Genomic DNA, 18567 nt, shown 5'->3' with positions numbered 1-18567 from the left:
AATGCTGCAAGCTGTTATTGTGGACGATGAAGAGCTCTCTATTAATCGATTAAAAAGGCTGCTGACGGATCATGATGAAATAGAGATTTCACGTACGTATTTAAATTCTAAGGATGCCCTTCAATATATAGAAGCAAATCATGTGGACATCGTATTCTTGGATATATCAATGCCTGAATTAAACGGAATGGAGCTATCCAAGTATCTGAAGCATCACCATGAATCTATAGAGGTCGTTTTCGTAACCGGATACGATGATTATGCCGTGCAAGCCTTCGAAATCAATGCACTTGATTATTTGTTAAAGCCAGTCACGGCACAGCGAGTAGAGGTGACTTTAAACAAAATCCGGAGAACCATCTCAACTAAGGTTCGAGAAAAGACCTTGCCTGCAGAGTCCTCAGAACTATTCTTGAAGGTTGAAATGTTTGACGGTTTTAAAGTATATCAAAGTAGTCATCAAAAAGAATGGGTTAAGATGAGAAGCCCCAAGACGGAAGAATTATTTGCTTTTTTGCTGCACAAAAGAACAGTCAGCCGAGAAGAAATTATAGATACCTTGTGGAAAAATTTTGAGCCTGAAAAAGCGTGGAAAAATCTGAATTCCACCTTGTATTATATTCGTCAAGCCATTAATGGCTGCTATAAGGGAGCATCCGTTATCCAAGCAACTAGAAATGAGATTCGTATTGATGAAAGGTATTTGTCCTGTGATATATATGAGTTTGATCGTTTAATGAAACAGCAAAGCAATAGTCGCATTTATGAAATTGAGCAGGCAGAATCAGCCGTGAAGCTGTATACCGGACCATTTCTAAAAGGAAAAACATACGAATGGGCGAGCAGCTGGGGGTTAGAGCTTGAGCAGGACTATATAAAAATGCTTGAATACGCCGCCAAATACTATAGACAAACAGATCAAAGCGAGCGATCTCTATACTTTTATGAGGAAATTATCAAGATAGACGCTTTTCGTGAGGATATTGGCGGAGAATTAATAAAAGTCTACTTAGAGCTGGGGAGGGAGAAGGAAGCGCTCCGCTTTTATCAGAATCTAGAAGATTTATATCGAACAGAACTAGGAACCGAACCGGTAGCCTCTATTAAAAATCTAATCAACTCCATTGTGTATTGATGCAAATAAGGACCTTAAGCGATAAGTCTATTATCCTAGGTCCTTTTTACTTGTTTATTTTTTGTTTATTGCATAAATGTATAATTTAGGAGAATTATGTCGAATTGAGTAATTAGTAATAGAGGGGAAGAAATAAATGAACCGAAAATTTGTGAAAATCGCCGTAAGTACGACACTATCAGTTGGAATTGCGGTATCGGGGACTGGTTACAGTGGGAGTGCCTTGGCCCAAGTAGCAGGCATGGGTTGGAGTACGGATGATAGAGAGACGGTGCTTCACCCGATTGTGGAGGATACTAATAGTCAGACTTTTTTCATCGCATCTCTTTTGTCTGGAAAGGTCTATAATTCTGAAACTACCGGAATTGCTGTAATGGGTACGGACAGCTCTAATGGAACATGGGAGTATTACAATACAGTTACGGGTTATTGGTACAATATTGAGAAAGTAGATGGTGGAATGGCTTATATTCTGCTGTCGAGCTCGGATCAAATTCGTTTTAAGCCAAATCCCAATTGGCATGGTAAAGCGAGTATTGACTATAAGCTGTGGGATACAACGCAAGGTTACAATTCATTTGATAAAAATATCGATACCTCTGGTAATTCTGCATTCAGTGCGGAGCAGGGTTCGACATCCATTAGTGTCACTCCGGTAAACGATGAGCCTTATCTCACGGAGGCAGATGGAGGAGAATATCTTAATCTAAATGGTAACGGAAAGTACGTTGCGCTTCCATCCAGCATCAATTCGATTTACGCCGATTCCTTCACAGTCGAAGGATATCTAAAGGTGGATCAGTTTAATACTTGGATGAGATTTTTCGAATCCTCTAATGGTCCTGGAAGTGACAATATATTTGTAGGTTTTGACAATAAAAAGATGAATTTCTCTGCTTATAACGGTTCGAATGGGCCTGGTATCGGGGCAGTAAACAATATTACTACGACAGAGATTTTCCCTCAAAATCAATGGGTTCATGTCGCACTAGTATACAGTCAGTACGAGAAGAAAGCGTATATCTATTGGGACGGTGAACTTAAGGCTTCCGGAACTGCAGATTTAAGCTCGATCGGAGGCAGACTTCGGCATAATCACTGGCTAGGCAAAAGTGGTTGGGGTCAAGATGGATATTATTATGGCGGAATGAAAGATGTAAGCTTCTGGAGCAAGGCCAAGAGCAGGGAAGAAATCATTAGCGGCATGAATGCTAAATTGACCGGATGGGAGCCGGGTTTAGTTGCTCACTACAAGCTGGAACAAGGAAGTCCTCATGCCATCAGTACGCCTCCAGGAAAAGATGGAACAATAGTGAACGCAACACACAAGCAAGCGGAGGGTTTTGTTGGAGCGGTAACGACAGATCTGAATCGCTCTGTTACAAGAGCGTTTAAGGTAACGGATGTAGACGGTGATTCACTTACAGTCACAGTCTCATCGTCTAATCCATCCATTGTTCCGAATGAAAATGTGGTGATCGAAGGCACTGGAGAAGAAAGAACGATGATCATAACGCCATTGCCTGACCAATATGGAAGAACAACGCTCACGATAACTGTTAATGACGGAACGGTTCAAAGAAGTTATGATCTGAACGTTATTATAAACAATACGATTACAGTTACGAATGTCGTACTAAACAAGGACAGTCTTGACTTTATAGTAGGAGGAGACGCTGAGACGCTCGTGGCTTCTGTATCTCCGGAGAACGCTTCAAATAAAGATATCATGTGGACATCGGATAATCACAGTGTTGCTACAGTGGATTCTAACGGAGTTGTGACTCCGGTTGGTCCGGGAACAGCCGTCATTACGGTAACGACAGTGAACGGCTGGCATACAGATACAGCGACAGTCAATGTAGCGGACAAGCCAGGTACACCTGAGAATGTAACGGCCATTCCAGGTGATGGTGAAGCGACGGTTAACTTTACAGCGCCTGCGGACAATGGAGGAAGCCCGATTACGAATTATACGGTAACTGCACAGCCAGGAGGTATTACGGCGAGTGGTACGGGCAGTCCGATTAAAGTAACGGGCTTGGACAACGGAACAGCCTACACCTTCACCGTGGTAGCGACCAACCGTGCCGGAGACTCCTTATCTTCGATGTCATCTGCAAGTGTTACACCAATACCGCCTGCTCCAGGAGCACCAACCTTGCTTGAGCCTGTAGCTGGCAATGGCGAAGTGACCTTGACTTGGAACGGAGTAGACGAGGCAACGGGATATAAAGTGTTTATGAGTGAATCGCCGGATGCGATCGATAACGAAGTAGCTACCGTAACAGATTCAGTCTACAGTCATACCATTACAGGATTAACGAATGGTAAAGCCTATTATTTTGTACTGAAGGCAACGAATACGGGCAGTGATAGTGCTCCATCCTTACCGGTTACTGCAACACCGATGACGGTTCCTGGAGTACCGACCAATATAACGGCCACATCAGGCAATCGTCAGGCGATCATTACCTTTACTCCTCCTGTGGATGATGGAGGTAGCCCGATTACGGGTTATGAGGTTACCGTCATGCCAGGAAACCATAAGGTGTATGGAACAACTAGCCCTATTACAGTGACAGGCTTGGATAACGGGACGAGCTACACCTTTACGGTGACAGCTATTAATGACAAAGGAAGCAGTGAGCACTCGCTTGAATCGGAGCCAGTGACACCGTTAGTACCAGTTGCACCGCCAAGCGAAGACGAAACAAACATCCCAGCTCCGGCTCCAACTCCAGTACCGGCACCAGCACCACAAAAAGAAGCCGAGATCCTGGTGAACGGCAAGGCAGAGGATATTGGAACGGTATCAACGAGCGAGCAAAATGGTCAAAGCGTAACCAAAGTAGCTTTAGATGATCAGAAACTAAATGATAAGCTTGCAGGTGAAGAATCAAGTTCAGTCTTATCCATTACCGCTAATAAGGAATCCGATGTACTGATCGGTGAACTAACCGGGCAAACGGTCAAAAATCTGGAGAAGATGGAGACCAAGCTCGAAATCAAGACAGCAAATGCAGCATATATTCTGCCTGCAGATGCAATCCGAGTTGATGAAATTTCGAAACAGTTTGGAGCTGCCGCACTTCAGGATATTCGAATTGAAGTGAAGGTTGCAGCGACCAATCGTGAAATGCTTAAGGTGATCGAAAGTGCAGCTGTAAACGGCAGATTCACTTTGATTACACCTGCTGTTGATTTTTCCGTAAGTGCCACTTATGGTCATCAGACCATTGAAATATCTGAATTTAATCAATTTGTTACTCGGATGATCGCTATTCCGGATGGAGTAGACGTAAGCAAGATCACGACGGGCGTCATCGTTGATGCAGATGGCTCGGTACGTCACGTACCAACCAAAGTCACGCAGATTAACAGTAAGTATTATGCGTTGATTAATAGTTTGACGAGTGGTCATTCCTATTCTGTCATTTGGAATCCTATTGAATTCAGTGATGTAGAAGGTCACTGGGCACAAGCTGCTGTAAATAATATGGGATCAAGAATGGTAGTGGATGGAGTAGGAAGCTCCCTGTTCAATCCTGATCAGAACATCACCCGAGCAGAATTTGCGGCAATTGTTGTTCGCGGATTAGGACTAGGGCGTGATAATCAACCATCATCCTTTACGGATGTAGCTATGTCAGACTGGTATAACAGTGCTGTAATAACAGCAGCGGAATTTGGACTTATACAAGGTTTTGGAGACGGCACCTTCCGTCCGAATGAACATATTACTCGTGAGCAGGCGATGGTCATCATTGCGAAGGCAATGGAGCTGACGGAGCTGAATTCTACACTGCCAGCGGATACTTCTCAGCTTGATACTTTCGTGGATGCACCAGACGCGTCAAAATGGGCAAGTATGAGCATTGCGAAGAGTGTACAAGCAGGCGTTATTAATGGCAGAAGTGAGACGAAGCTTGCTCCAAAAGCCAACATGGCGAGAGCTGAAGTTGCAGCGATTGTAGAGCGGCTGCTGCAGAAATCTGAACTAATTTAACTAGCTGTATGTAAAAGAGTTTCTCTTGCTTCAGGTGAGGCCTGTTGCGGAGAACTCTTTTTTTGTATAAAAGAATCAATTTCATCAATCATTAAAAAGGTAGAATTGAAAGAATATATACTCTTGATTGAAGCAGCTAAAGGTATTATGAAATTGTTTCGAAAAGAAAACTTTTCACTATATTGCAGCGTCTATAATATAAATCGCATTGTGATTTAATTCTCATACTTCATATTACGAAGTTCGAAGAGGAGGCAGAACCGTGTCTGATCATCAGCCGATTTATGTTGAAACATTCATTCATACAGAGATGGAGTCGATTTGGAGAGCCACACAAGACCCGGCAAAGCATGAGGAATGGGACCTGCGATTTTCCAAGATTGAGTACATTCCAAAAGAGGATGAAGACGAGAAGCAGCGTTTTCGCTACGTCACAAATATCGGATTCGGGCTTCGAATAGAAGGGGAAGGTGTAACCACGCCAGGGAAGCATCAGGACCAAGAACGTATGTCGACCCTGCAATTCTCCTCAGATCAGGCAATCTCGCTTATACAGTCCGGTAGAGGATATTGGCGGTACATACAAGAGGATCAGGGGATTCGCTTTGTAACCCGATACGATTACAAGACGCGATTTTATTTCCTGGGAAAATGGTTTGATCGTATGATATTCAGGCCACTGATGGGCTGGGCGACAGCACTCAGCTTTGATGTTCTTAAGATTTGGCTTGAAAAAGGAATCCCTCCGAAAGTATCTTATCGGCAGCTGCTTATTCATGCGATCGTTACCTTTGGTCTGATGTTTACCTGGATTTATCATGGATTGGTCCCGAAGCTGCTCTCGCAGGATGCTCAAGAGCTTGCTCTGTTAAAGGGGATCATCGGTTCGGAGGCGAATGCGGTGCTCTTGCTGCAGGTGGCGGGGCTGCTGGAAATTGCTGTTGGGATCTTATGCCTCTTATTTCACAGGCGAAAGGCGCTCTACATAATCAACATTGCAGCCATGCTGCTTCTCGCTATCGGCGCAGCAATCTCAGATATAACCGTCTTCCTTGCGCCGTTTAATCCAGCCACTTTAAATATGGCGGTTTGTTTGCTTGCCTGGATCGGCGGTATGACACTCGCCCATCTTCCATCCGCAGGGCACTGCATCCGCAAGCAGCCATGAGAGAGGAGAACAACCAATGGATTCCATCTATCGGACAGCATTAGGAACTGATTTTGAGAAGCTCCATCCCCGAATTCAGAAGCGATTTGGGTTTAACAGCGCAAGCGGGATCGCTTCAATCGGGACAGGAGTCATGGATTCGGTATGGTACGGGCGAATGTATACTCTTCCTTTTCTATATATCGGCACCTGGCGGAATATTATGTTTCCTCAGAAGGGGACGAATGTGCCGTTTACGATTGAGAATTATGCTTATCTTGATCAATTCGGAAGAGAGACCGTGACTTGGATCCGGACCTACGATTTTGGCCAGCAGCGACGGAGATTTGATGCGACTATGGTATATAGCGGACAGCGTAATCGAATTGTAGATTACTTAGGCACGCATCAGCATCTGGCAGTGGACATTGACCTGACTGTCGATGCGGAAGGAGGCTTAAGACTGCGCTCTGGTGAGCAGCGTTTTTATGAAGGGATCATCGGATTTCGTTTTCCCATGCTGTTCTCTGGAATAGCAGATGTGAGGGAGTGGTACGATGATTCAATGGATAAATTTCGAATTGATGTGAAGGTTACAAATGATACCTGGGGTCCCTTATTCGGATACAGTGGAAGCTTCGATACTGCCTATATCCCAATCCACGAAGACCGCATTCCTTCCCATGTGAAGCCTGTTCGTGAGGAAAAGCGGGAATAGCGAATCTCCAAGCAAAGGATGCGTGTATTCACCGCATTCTTTTTTTTATGGAGAACCTAAACATACCGAATCGGTTAGTCATGTATACAAATGGTTGATCGGCTAGCAGAAACAATCCGAACTACACCGAATAGCGAAATTAGAGTGTTTATTCACAGATACAAAATAATGGAATTGCAGGAAAGCTCGCCTGGAGCCCATAGTGAAAATGGAGGATGAAACGAGAGGAGAAGGGTGATGGCACGAATCCTGTTTAACCATGTGTACAAAAGATATGGCAAAGATCAGCAGCCCGTCGTACAGGATTTTCATCTGGAAGTAGCGGACAGAGAATTCATCGTGTTTGTTGGACCATCGGGATGCGGCAAATCGACGACGCTTCGGATGCTTGCCGGGCTGGAGGAAATCTCAGAGGGCGAGATCTGGATCGATGACGAAATGGTGAATCAGCTGCCGCCAAAAGACAGAGACATCTCCATGGTGTTCCAGAACTATGCACTGTATCCGAACATGTCTGTATATGAGAATATCGCGTTTGGACTGAGGCTTCGCAAAATGCCAAAGCATGATATTGATTTGGCAGTGAAGAGGGCAGCGAGAATTCTCGAGATAGAATCGTATCTTGACCGCAAGCCGAAGGAGCTGTCCGGCGGGCAGCGCCAGCGTGTAGCCCTTGGCCGGTCAATCGTACGCAATCCGCAGGTGTTCCTCATGGATGAGCCGCTGTCCAATCTGGATGCCAAGCTCAGAGTTCATATGCGGACAGAAATTATCAAGCTTCATAAACAGCTCGGAGTGACAACCATATATGTAACCCATGATCAGACAGAAGCGATGACGATGGGCAGCCGAATTATTGTGCTGAAGGATGGCATTATACAGCAGGTGGATTCTCCGGAGCTGATATACAATGATCCGCAGAATATGTTCGTTGCAGGATTTATCGGTTCGCCACAGATGAATTTTATAGAAGGAAAAATTGTAGAAGCGGACAATCAGCTCGAATTTCAGACGCGAAGGCATCGTCTCGTAATTCCCGAGAGCACTGCTGTTCCCTTGAGGAAGCGAAACCGGGTCAATAAGTACGTGATCCTCGGCATCAGGCCGGAAAATATAAGTATAGAACCGATCATGTTCGAGACCTTTCCCCATGCTGTTTTCCAAGGTACCCATCAGTTCAGTGAACTCATGGGTGCCGATCGCTACTTATATGTCGATATTGGAACTGACAAGGATCTGATTGCCAGGGTGAACCCGAGAGAGCATGTGGAAGAGTTGACAGAGATACGGCTGGCGATGGATATGAACAAGGCATTATTTTTCGATAAAACGACGGGTGAAAGGTTCAGCTGATATACAGGAAAAGAGAGGTGCAATATGAAGCATATCCGCTATATTTCCCTTATTCTTCTGCTTGGAGTCATGCTGTTTGCGGGCACCTTTCCGTACGCAAGCTCTTCTGTCACTCGGCCTGCCTCCGCTGCTGCTACCGATGCCTTGCAAGGTTTGGAGGAAGAAGGAGAGACTCCTGTTAATCCCATAATTGAAAGCGCATTCGAACCCTATTATATGGACGTTTCTCGTACATGGGAGGAAGCAGGAGTTCCGTCTGCCCGTGAGTCCATTCTTGTACCCGGCACAAGACTCTCAGGTCAATCCGAAGGGGCTAGTGTATCTACAGGCTCTTACGCAGGCAAGGAGGATGTGCTGATCTGGAACAATAACCGGACAGAATGGATCGAGTATGACATTGAAGTTCCTGCCGAGGGAATGTATGAAATGGCACTGACTTATCACGCCTTGATTGATGAGGACGCTGTTTATCAGAGCTACCGGCCGACAACGATGGCCGTATCCTTTGACGGTGAATATGTGTTCAATGAGGCAAGGGCGATTGAATTTGCAAGAATATTCAGGGATGAGCTCCCTTTCAAGACGGATGAGAAGGGAAATCATATCAGACCAAGGCCGATTGAACAGAATCAGTGGATGAGACAGTCATTTCAGGATGCGGAGGGTACCAGTTCTCTGCCGCTGAAGTGGAAGCTGACCGAAGGCAAACACACGCTGCGTCTTCAATCCTTTGCGCCTATCGTTATCGATCAGATTGAGCTTGTCCCGCCGACAACCATACCTCCTTATGAGGAGTTCCGGATGACCCTGCCGGAGAACAATGGGAATACGAGCGGAAGTGAAGTCATCGTCATCGAGGCCGAGAATATGCAGGCCAAAAATGATGTAGCCATTCAAGTGATGACAGATCAGGACCCGCTTATGTCACCGGATGCCGACAATAAGCTGATTTTTAATGCGATTGGCGGAACACGCTGGCAGAATGGCGGCGGCGCAATAACCTGGAGCTTCACGATACCGGACAGTGGGCGATATAACCTCGGGATCAGAGCCTATCAAGGCTACCAATCGAGCAAAAAGGTGTATCGCAAGATCATGATTGACGGACAGGTGCCCTTCGAAGAGCTGCTGGCTTACCCGATCAATTATTCAACAAGCTGGCAGGGGGTGGTCATCGGTCCATCGGCGGAAGAGCCTTATGAAATATACCTTGAGAAAGGGGAGCATACCCTCACACTAGCTGCAACCTATGCTCCTTACAATCCGGTGCTTAATGAACAGGAACAAGTACTCGCATTGATAAGGGACTTGTCTGAAAATATCAACACGATTACCGGAGGAGTAGAAGATACAGCTCGAACGTGGAGGATCAAAGAGAATTTTCCGGAGCTCATTACAAGGACAGAGGAGATTAAACAGAAGCTGGAGCGCATGGCGGCCATGCTGCTTGAAGTGAATGGCGAAGCCGATGCAAATTCACAATCCTTGTCTACAGCAATAACCGATATAGAGGATATTCTTCGTTATCCAAATGACATACCATACAAGCTGGAGGATCTCAGCCTCATATCTTCCCGGGTTGCCTCCATCACAGCGAGCCTTACGGCTGCACCTATGGCACTCGACAAGTTATATATTGCTCCGGCAGGCACAGCGTTTCCGAGAATGGAAGCGAATTGGGGAGAGAAGACATTAAGAAATACCTCTTCATTCTTTCATTCCTTTAGTTCAGACAACAGGCTGTCGTCCAGTGAGGACGAGGTGCTGAATATATGGGTCAACTATGGTCGTGACTATGTCAATCTGATACAGGAGATGGCGGATCAATATTTTACACCGGAGACAGGCATTGAAGTTCAAGTGGATCTTCTTCCAGATGAAAATCTACTGGTAATGGCGAATGCGGCCGGTAAATCTCCGGATATTGCGCTGGGAATGACGGAAGGTAGGCCGATTGAATTGGCCATTCGCGGGGCAGTAGAGGATTTGTCGGATTATCCGGGGTTTGATGACTTATTCGAGCAGTATTCACCGGGCTCTACACTGCCCTACTATTTTGCTGACGGTTATTATGCACTCCCGGAAACTCAGCGGTTTCAGGTGCTCTATTATCGCAAGGATATTCTACAGAAGCTGGGGCTTGGCGTGCCCGATACATGGGAGGATGTCATCGAGATGCTGCCAACCTTGCAGCAGAACGGATATAACTTTCACATTCCGTATAACGATTATATGACCTTCCTATATCAGTATGGTGCTGAGTTTTATACGGCAGATGGAATGAAGACAGCGCTTGATTCACCGGAGGCGTTTACCGGCTTCAAGCTCATGACCGACCTGTTTACCGTGTACGGGATTGAGCAGCAAGTCCCAAGCTTCTACCAGCATTTCCGTGATGGAGATATGCCGATCGGGATCGCCGATTTCAACTTTTATTTGCAGATGCGTGTAGCGGCACCGGAGCTGGATGGCTGGTGGGGAATGGCGCCGCTGCCGGGAACAGTGAGTGAGCGTGGAGAAGTAGAGCGCTGGACAGGTGGAAATCAGACCGCGGCAGCGATCTTCTCAAACAGCGATCTTAAAGAGGAAGCCTGGCAGTTTCTACAGTGGTGGCTGTCGAGTGAGACGCAGCAGCGATTCGGGAATGATCTGGAAGGATTCTATGGAGTCGCGTTCCGCTGGAATACGGCGAATCTTGAAGCCTTTACAGGACTGCCATGGAACGAGGAAGAGCTTGCCGTCATGCTGGAGCAGTGGCGTTGGTACAAGGATATGGCGAACATACCAGGCTCTTATTTTATCCCGCGTGAAGTCATGAATGCTTGGAACCGAACCGTGCTGAGCGGACAAAATTACCGTGATGCGCTGGAAGAGGGCATTCTTGGCATGGATCGTGAGATTTGGCGTAAAGCACGGGAGTTTGATTTTATCGATGATCAAGGCAGCATAGTCGATACTTACGATCCACCGCAGGTGACAGAGCCTTGGAAGGGAGTGGATAGGTATGTCAACCCATGAGGCAGAGCTATCTAAGTCAGTAACACCGCCAGCGAAACAGCAAAAGACCAGCAGCAATCGTATTGCAGGGCTGTTTAGGGAGATATGGAAATACCGGCTTTCTTACCTGTTTATCTCTCCCTTCGTCATCGCTTTTATGCTCTTTATTCTGCTGCCTGTGCTGGCTGCGTTTGGGCTTAGCTTCACGGATTTCAACACCATCCAATTCCCGAAGTTTATCGGCTGGGATAACTATGAATATATTTTTTCACAGGATACCTTATTTCTGAAGCACGCAATTCCGAATACGATCAAATTTGCGGTGCTGGTCGGTCCAGGCGGCTTGATTCTATCCTTTATTCTCGCCTGGCTGATTGCTCAGATTCCAGACAAAATTCGACTGTGGTTCGTGCAGCGATCTATGCTCCCTCGTTAACCGGAGGCGTGGTAATGCAGATCATATGGCAGCCGCTGCTGTCCGGAGATCGCATCGGCTACTTGAACAGCTTCTTACTTCGACTTGGCATCATTGATGAACCGCAGCTATGGGTGCTTGATCCGGCCTACTTGATGAATTCCATGATTATCGTCACCTTGTGGTCCAGTATGGGCGTAGGCTTCCTTGCGATGCTGGCCGGTATTCTGAACGTTGATGAGACGCTCTATGAGGCCGGGCGGCTTGACGGAATCAAGAGCAGATTGCAGGAAATCTGGTATATTACGATTCCTTACATGCGGCCGCAAATGCTGTTTGCTTCCGTTATGGCCATTGTATCTGCGTTCAAGGCAGGGGCCATTGGTGAACAGCTGTCCCAGACCAAGCCGACGCCTGAATATGCAGGGCATACCCTCGTCAATCACATTGATGATTATGGGCTGGTCCGGTTTGAGATGGGCTACGCAGCAGCCTTGTCCGTTGTTCTGCTCATTACAATCTGTATATTCAACAGGCTCAGCTGGAGATTGTTTGGTACGAAGGGGGAATGAATATGGACCATGCCGCAAAGGATGGATCGAAGAAGTCAGCTAAACGGCCTGCCATGAACCGCAAATCCTGGCTTCGGCGTATGGACAGGACGCAGCTGATCTTGACGCTTCTGCTCGGTATATTCGCTGTGTTGATGCTGGTACCGATCATTTACATCATAAACCATGCGCTGAAGCCGTACTCGGAGCTGTTTATTTTCCCTCCGAATATTTTTGTCCGGCAGCCGACCTTGAGTAACTTTACCGAGCTGTTCGTGATGACCCGGGATGCCGTTATTCCTGCTTCTCGATATTTGTTTAACAGCATCGTTGTGGGTGTCATCGGAACAGGCAGCGTCGTTATTGTAAGCGCTCTCTGCGCTTATCCGCTCTCGAAGCACAAATTTCCGGGCCACAAGCTGTTGTTCTCGATTATCGTTGTGTCCCTGATGTTTGTGCAGGAGGCCATTAATATTCCCAGATATGTGGTTGTCGCAAATCTCGGTATTATGAACACGTATTGGGCACACATCCTGCCTCATATTGCGAGCACTGTAGGTGTATTTCTGATGAAGCAGTTTATGGATCAGGTTCCGAATGAGCTGATTGAAGCAGGTAAAATGGACGGTGCCAGAGAGTTCACCATCTTCGCGAGAATTATTATTCCGATTACGCTACCAGCCTGTGCCACCGTCGCCATCCTCTCCTTCCAGTCCATCTGGAGCGATGTATCTACATCAACACTATTTATGCAGGACGATGCGATGAAGACATTTCCGTTCTTTCTGTCGACGCTTACCCAGAACCTTGCCAACTCGGTTGCCAGACAGACGGCAGCGGCAGCAGCTGCACTCATCATGTTCTTGCCTACACTGATTATGTTTCTATTCTTCCAGCGCAAGGTGATTGCCACGATGTCGCACTCCGGCATCAAGTAGCGAAGGAAAGGAGGATCGGTATGAAGTTTAACTGTGGATTACGTGTATGGCTGTCTGTCCTTACTGTGGCACTGATTCTGGCTGCGGTGCAGGTTCCATATACAGCATGGGCCGATGTAACCTACGGCACGTTTACAAAAGACAGCTATGGACATCAGATGGATACCCAGCCGGCATACACCCCTTTCAGAATGATAGGCAAGGATCTCGCGGCACCCGATCCAGACCATCCGGGACAATACGTGGCTTCACCGATGCAGAAGCCTTCGGATGTTTATATCAGTGCGTCTGATGAAATTTATGTGGCAGATACGGGTAACAATCGGATTGTGAAATTTGATAAAGACGGAAATTTTCAAAGGTATTATGAGCTGGCAGAGGATCCGCTGAATGCGCCTCAAGGTGTATTTGTAGATGATCAGGGGGATCTTCTCATCGCGGATACGGGAAATAAGCGCGTGGTTCGATTGTCATCTTCAGGCCAGCTGCTGAAAGAATACAAGCGTCCTGAGTCCGGCAATGTACCGGAGGAGCTGAAATTTGATCCTATCAAGGTGGCAGCAGACAAGCGAGGATACATGTATATTGTCACGATGGGCGGATATTACGGGCTGGTGCAGCTTAACCCGGATGGGGAATTTCAAAGATTTTATGGAGCCAATTCAGCCCCCTTTTCTTTCATAGATTCCTTAAAAAGAGCTCTTTACACACGGGAAATGTATGAAAATGAAACGAGCAAAATTCCTCCAGCTGTGAACAATCTTGCAATCGATGACGGAGGATTCATCTATACCGTAACGAACGGTGCTGCGGTTGAAGCCGAGCAGATTAAGAAGCTGAATTTTCAGGGTGAGAATATTCTTGCTCAGTACAATAAATTCGGGACAGCGAAGCAGAGCTTCGGGGAGTATAACTGGTACGACATTCGTTATGTTGACGGTATTACGACCCCTCCCCAGCTTGTCGATGTCGCAGTCGATCCGGAGGGGAATTTTACAGTCGTTGATTCCTATTACACCTATTTGAGCCAGTATGATGCGAACGGGAATCTGCTCTTTTACTTCGGCGGACCTTCATCCGCTGCTTCATCCCAGCTTGGTTTAATTAAGACACCTGTGGCAATTGATATGAATTCCAAAGGTGAAATATATGTGCTCGACAGTCAGGAAAGCATGCTGCAAGCCTATCGTCTGTCGGAGTTCGGGGCAATGGTGCATGAAGCAAACCGCTTAACCCAGGAGGGCAGATATCTGGATAGTGAAGAGCCCTGGAAGGAAGTCCTGCGTTTGAATGAACAATATTTGCCGGCCATTCTAGGTCTGGCTCAGGTCGCATACAAGAAGGGGGACTACGAGGAGGCCGCGAGGCTGTTCAAAGCTGCGGGGAACGACACAGGGTATTCAGAGTCCTTCTGGCAGATACGGCTGCAGTGGTTCCAGGCCCGATTCTCCTTCTTTGCTACCCTGCTCGTCGTTGCAGCGGTTCTCATATTCTTTGTCAATCGACTGGCTAGAGGAAGAACACCACGGATGATCGAAGGCTTCTCAGACCGAATGGATAACAGGTATGTGTTGTTCTCACAAATAAAACAGGCTTTTGTCATTCTAAGACATCCCATCGACGGGTTTACGGCTTTGAGGTTTGAGAATAAAGGCGGGTATGTAAGTGCGTGTATTCTGCTGGTACTGACGGGCGGTGCGCTCCTATTGTCTGAACAGATGACGAGCTTTGCGTTTAATCCGGTTCCGCCCTCTTCGATTACAGTAACTTCGGTACTGCTCCCGTTCCTGGGGCTGTGGTGCGGCTGGGTAGTAAGTAATTATCTGATCAGCTCCATTTACAGGGGAGAAGGGCGCTTCAAGGATGTGTTTGTCGGCAGTGCCTATGCACTAACTCCATTTATTCTCATTGGTGTACCGCTGGCTGCCTTATCCAATGTCATGACACACGCAGAAGGTGCAATTTACGATTATCTTCGGCTCGGAATGTACATCTGGCTCGTATTTCTGTTCATTTGGATGGTACAGTCCTTACACAATTACACCGTAGGGGAAACCTTACTGAATATAATAATGAGCCTATTTGCGCTCATCGTACTCGCAGTCTTGATCTTTCTTGTCATTGGTCTTACGAACGAGCTGCTCATATTTATCCACGAAGTCTATCAGGAGGTGCTGTTAAGATGAGGCTAGCCAAATACAGAAAAGCCGTGCTCTTCATTCTTCTCGCCTTCGTTATCATCTTGGGAGCCAGCAGGCTCGAAGTGAAATTCAGAGGAGATCGCATGGTCCCGGCAGCTCAGCAAGGGGCGTCTGGAGGAGCGGAGCAGCAAGAGGCTTCACTCCCGGTAGAGGCTGACTTTAGAGCAGCAGCCGAAACCGAGTCACTGATTCTGAAGCTGGATGAGACGACAGGACACTTCATCGTTCTGGATAAACGCAGCGGCAGCATTTGGAGATCTTATCCGGATCCGCAAGACTTTGAGAATGAGACGATCGGTGGGATCTGGAAGACACATCTGGTCTCGCCTCTTATGTTCCAGTACACCGATTTCACCGTGTATAATACGCAGCCTCGCGAGAGTAATTTCAGGACCTTAGGCGGCACGATCGAAGATATCAAGGAGATCGACGGTGGCATTCAGTGGACTTATGATATGCCCGCGCTGGAATTGAGCGTGCCTGTGCAAATTCGGATACAGGATGATTACGTGGAGACCAAGATTGTGGATCAAGGCTTGAAGGAAGGCAAGTATAGCTTAATCTGGCTGAGGCTGTTCCCATTCATGGCTGCTGAGCACTCCACCGATCGGGAAGGTTATCTGTTCGTTCCGGATGGATCGGGCACCCTGATCGCTTATGATGATCACAGACTGAATACCAATCTCGGCTATCAGGAAAGTGTGTACGGCAAAGATCCTTCCTTTATGAGCCGGCTTGGCTTCAGTTCCCGATATCCAGCCCAGATGCCCGTATTCGGGATTCATTCGGAAGGCAAGGGACTGCTTGCAGTAATTGAAGATGGAGCCGAGTACAGCGATATTTTTGCCGCACCTTCCGGCATGCTGAGCAGCTACAACTGGATTACGGCGCAGCAGACCTATCGAGCCACGTTTGAGCAGATTACGAACCGGAGTAAAGGAACGAGCTTTACGACCTACAACAAGGATGAGCGTTTCGGCACGGATCGGACTGTACGCTATTATTTCTTGAACAATGGCAGGTCTGACTATGTAGGTATGGCAGAGCGATACCGAAAGTACTTGATGGAAGAGAAAGGGCTTCAGAAACAGAGTGAATCCTCATCCGCTGATATCCCGCTTCATCTTACAATTCTTGGCGGCGATTCGGAAGATGGGATGCTCGGCAGCCGATATATCCAGGCGACGACGACAGAACAGGCTGCACATATTCTGTCTGATCTCCGGAAGCGGGGAATGGGTCCGATGTCCGTCACTTATTTGGGCTGGCAGAAAGGCGGTTATGCACAGTATGGCGGATATTTGGGCGTCGAACAGGCACTGGGCGGAGAGCAGGGGATGAAGGATTTTATCCAGCACGCCCACTCGCTGGATATCCCGGTCATGCTGGGAGTCAATTATGAGTTCAATAATACCGGCAACGGAGGATTTCGTGAGCAGTATCATGCGGTTAGAAATATGGCAGGGACGATGCAGGAAGCCCGAATCCGCGGTGATGAGGTCTATTTGGCCAGCAGCCTTTTTATTCAGAAGGTTCTTCATAAGGAGCTGAGCTCCTATGCTGAGCTTGAGGCAGATGGGCTGTCTCTTCTCGTCACAGGCAGTCGACTAGACAGTGACTACAACACGAGGATGGGAGCCTCCCGTACGGAAGCCATTTCTATACAGCAGCAGCTCCTTCAGCAAGTGAAGGACACACTGGGGAACGTATGGATTGAAAGTCCGAATTTCTATATGCTGAGCGGTGCCGATCACGTCAATGCTCTCCCGGATGATTACTCCTATGATCTGTTCTCCCAAGAGGCCGTTCCTTTTGCACAAATTGCGCTGCATGGACTGATTACCTACACATCTGGATATGAGAATGACAGGCAGCAATATAAGCATGATTTTTTGCGGGATATTGAATACGGTGCGCTTCCTTCATTTCTATTCACAGCAGTGCCGGCCGAAAGATTAAGTGAAGCTCACGGTCTCCAGCTCAAGAGCTCCCATTATGCAAGCTGGGCGGATTCCGCCGCTTCGGAGTATAGGAGGTATAATGACGCGCTCTCAGGTGTTCAGCACCAGTTTATTGTCCAGCATCGCGAGCTGGCTGAAGGTGTAAAGGCAACCACCTATGAAGATGGAACGATGATCATCGTCAATTATACGGAATCGGCATTTGTATATAACGGTGAGAAGGTTGCCGGGCAGGATTTCAAGGTATTGAAGGGGGATGGAGTGTAGATGAAACGCAAGAAGCGGCGTCTTAGTGCACGAGCGCATCGAAAGCTGTGGGGCTCCATCTTCATATCCAACTGGGTCTTCGGTTTCTTGATCTTTATGGCATTTCCGCTTGTGTATTCGCTGTACATGAGTTTTCATCACTTGGAAATTCTAGCGAGCGGGCTCAAGGTGGAGTACAGAGGACTTGCACATTACAAGACGATATTGTTCGAGAACGGCAGATATTTGTACGAGGGGCTGATTCCATTTTTGCGGGAAGCACTGCTCATGATTCCGGTTATTGTCATCTTCGCCCTGCTGATTGCGATCATGCTTAATCAGAAATTTGCGGGGCGCACCGCGTTTCGCGTAATCTTCTTTCTTCCTGTCATCTTTACGACCGGGCAGGTCATTGAAGAATTCATGGCACAGGGCGAGGGAGATATTGAATTCTTATCCAGATACAATATTTCTTCCTTCGTGACGGAGCTGCTCCCGGGCAGCTGGGCTGCACCGATCATTTCGGTGCTGGGATCCTTTGTACTTGTTCTGTGGTATTCCGGCGTTCAAATCTTGATCTTTCTTGCGGGGAGACAAACGATCTCGCACTCGATCTATGAGGCAGCCCGGATGGATGGAGCAACCCCTTGGGAGACGTTCTGGAAAATAACGCTGCCAGAGATGGTCCCGTTCATCCTGCTAAATACCATTTACACGGTGGTCGATTTATTTACTTTTCCGACGAATCCTGTGATCGACATGGTCAATACGGCAGATTATGGTCTGTCGAGTGCTCTTGCCTGGATTTATTTCAGCATCATTCTCGTTTTTTTGGGTATCATTTTCTTTCTCTTCTCGAGAATTTCACGCAGGACCCATGCTTACCGCTAAAGGAG

10 protein-coding genes and 1 pseudogene are annotated in these 18567 nt (G+C 47.3%); all 11 read left to right on the top strand.

Annotation, left to right across the window (positions count from 1 at the left end):
- Position 1 precedes the first annotated feature (1 nt).
- Positions 2-1135, top strand: coding sequence for a response regulator (locus PUW25_RS19240; protein WP_274337394.1), 1134 nt, complete (start codon positions 2-4; stop codon positions 1133-1135).
- Between the two features lie 136 nt (positions 1136-1271).
- Positions 1272-5144: an S-layer homology domain-containing protein gene (locus PUW25_RS19235; RefSeq protein ID WP_274337393.1), complete on the top strand. Its 3873-nt coding sequence runs from the start codon at positions 1272-1274 to the stop codon at positions 5142-5144.
- Positions 5145-5406: 262 nt separating this feature from the next.
- Complete coding sequence (locus PUW25_RS19230; RefSeq protein WP_274337392.1) at positions 5407-6312, top strand: DoxX-like family protein; 906 nt, start codon at positions 5407-5409, stop codon at positions 6310-6312.
- A gap of 16 nt (positions 6313-6328) precedes the next feature.
- Positions 6329-7009: a DUF4166 domain-containing protein gene (locus PUW25_RS19225; protein WP_047913209.1), complete on the top strand. Its 681-nt coding sequence runs from the start codon at positions 6329-6331 to the stop codon at positions 7007-7009.
- A gap of 237 nt (positions 7010-7246) precedes the next feature.
- Positions 7247-8362 carry an ABC transporter ATP-binding protein gene (locus tag PUW25_RS19220; protein WP_047913208.1) on the top strand — a complete coding sequence of 372 codons (1116 nt, stop codon included), beginning with the start codon at positions 7247-7249 and terminating at the stop codon, positions 8360-8362.
- Positions 8363-8386: 24 nt separating this feature from the next.
- Positions 8387-11380 carry an extracellular solute-binding protein gene (locus PUW25_RS19215; RefSeq protein WP_047913207.1) on the top strand — a complete coding sequence of 998 codons (2994 nt, stop codon included), beginning with the start codon at positions 8387-8389 and terminating at the stop codon, positions 11378-11380.
- A pseudogene (locus PUW25_RS27540) lies at positions 11367-12346 on the top strand (carbohydrate ABC transporter permease). Before PUW25_RS19215 ends, PUW25_RS27540 begins: the two are co-directional and overlap by 14 nt.
- Before the next feature lie 2 nt (positions 12347-12348).
- Entirely contained in the window at positions 12349-13263 is a 915-nt protein-coding gene (locus tag PUW25_RS19200) for a carbohydrate ABC transporter permease (RefSeq protein ID WP_047913205.1), read from the top strand.
- Positions 13264-13283: 20 nt separating this feature from the next.
- The gene (locus PUW25_RS19195) at positions 13284-15449 is read left to right on the top strand and encodes a YIP1 family protein (protein WP_047913204.1); all 2166 of its coding nucleotides are present in this window, start codon (positions 13284-13286) and stop codon (positions 15447-15449) included.
- Positions 15446-17692 carry a DUF5696 domain-containing protein gene (locus tag PUW25_RS19190; RefSeq protein ID WP_047913203.1) on the top strand — a complete coding sequence of 749 codons (2247 nt, stop codon included), beginning with the start codon at positions 15446-15448 and terminating at the stop codon, positions 17690-17692. The genes PUW25_RS19195 and PUW25_RS19190 overlap by 4 nt, the downstream gene beginning before the upstream one ends.
- Positions 17693-18562, top strand: coding sequence for a carbohydrate ABC transporter permease (locus tag PUW25_RS19185; protein WP_205054812.1), 870 nt, complete (start codon positions 17693-17695; stop codon positions 18560-18562).
- The last annotated feature ends 5 nt before the right edge of the window (positions 18563-18567 follow it).

The organism is Paenibacillus urinalis (genome assembly GCF_028747985.1).
Lineage (GTDB): Bacteria > Bacillota > Bacilli > Paenibacillales > Paenibacillaceae > Paenibacillus > Paenibacillus urinalis.
The sequence above is the reverse complement of the archived record's forward strand: the minus strand, read 5'-3'. Positions and strand labels throughout refer to the sequence as shown.

What these genes read in the sequence shown, in the direction of transcription:
- PUW25_RS19240 (WP_274337394.1), top strand. Translation starts at nt 2, where the DNA reads ATGCTGCAAGCTGTTATTGTGGACGATGAAGAGCTCTCTATTAATCGA.
- PUW25_RS19235 (WP_274337393.1), top strand. Translation starts at nt 1,272, where the DNA reads ATGAACCGAAAATTTGTGAAAATCGCCGTAAGTACGACACTATCAGTT.
- PUW25_RS19225 (WP_047913209.1), top strand. Translation starts at nt 6,329, where the DNA reads ATGGATTCCATCTATCGGACAGCATTAGGAACTGATTTTGAGAAGCTC.
- PUW25_RS19220 (WP_047913208.1), top strand. Translation starts at nt 7,247, where the DNA reads ATGGCACGAATCCTGTTTAACCATGTGTACAAAAGATATGGCAAAGAT.
- PUW25_RS19215 (WP_047913207.1), top strand. Translation starts at nt 8,387, where the DNA reads ATGAAGCATATCCGCTATATTTCCCTTATTCTTCTGCTTGGAGTCATG.
- PUW25_RS19200 (WP_047913205.1), top strand. Translation starts at nt 12,349, where the DNA reads ATGGACCATGCCGCAAAGGATGGATCGAAGAAGTCAGCTAAACGGCCT.
- PUW25_RS19195 (WP_047913204.1), top strand. Translation starts at nt 13,284, where the DNA reads ATGAAGTTTAACTGTGGATTACGTGTATGGCTGTCTGTCCTTACTGTG.
- PUW25_RS19190 (WP_047913203.1), top strand. Translation starts at nt 15,446, where the DNA reads ATGAGGCTAGCCAAATACAGAAAAGCCGTGCTCTTCATTCTTCTCGCC.
- PUW25_RS19185 (WP_205054812.1), top strand. Translation starts at nt 17,693, where the DNA reads ATGAAACGCAAGAAGCGGCGTCTTAGTGCACGAGCGCATCGAAAGCTG.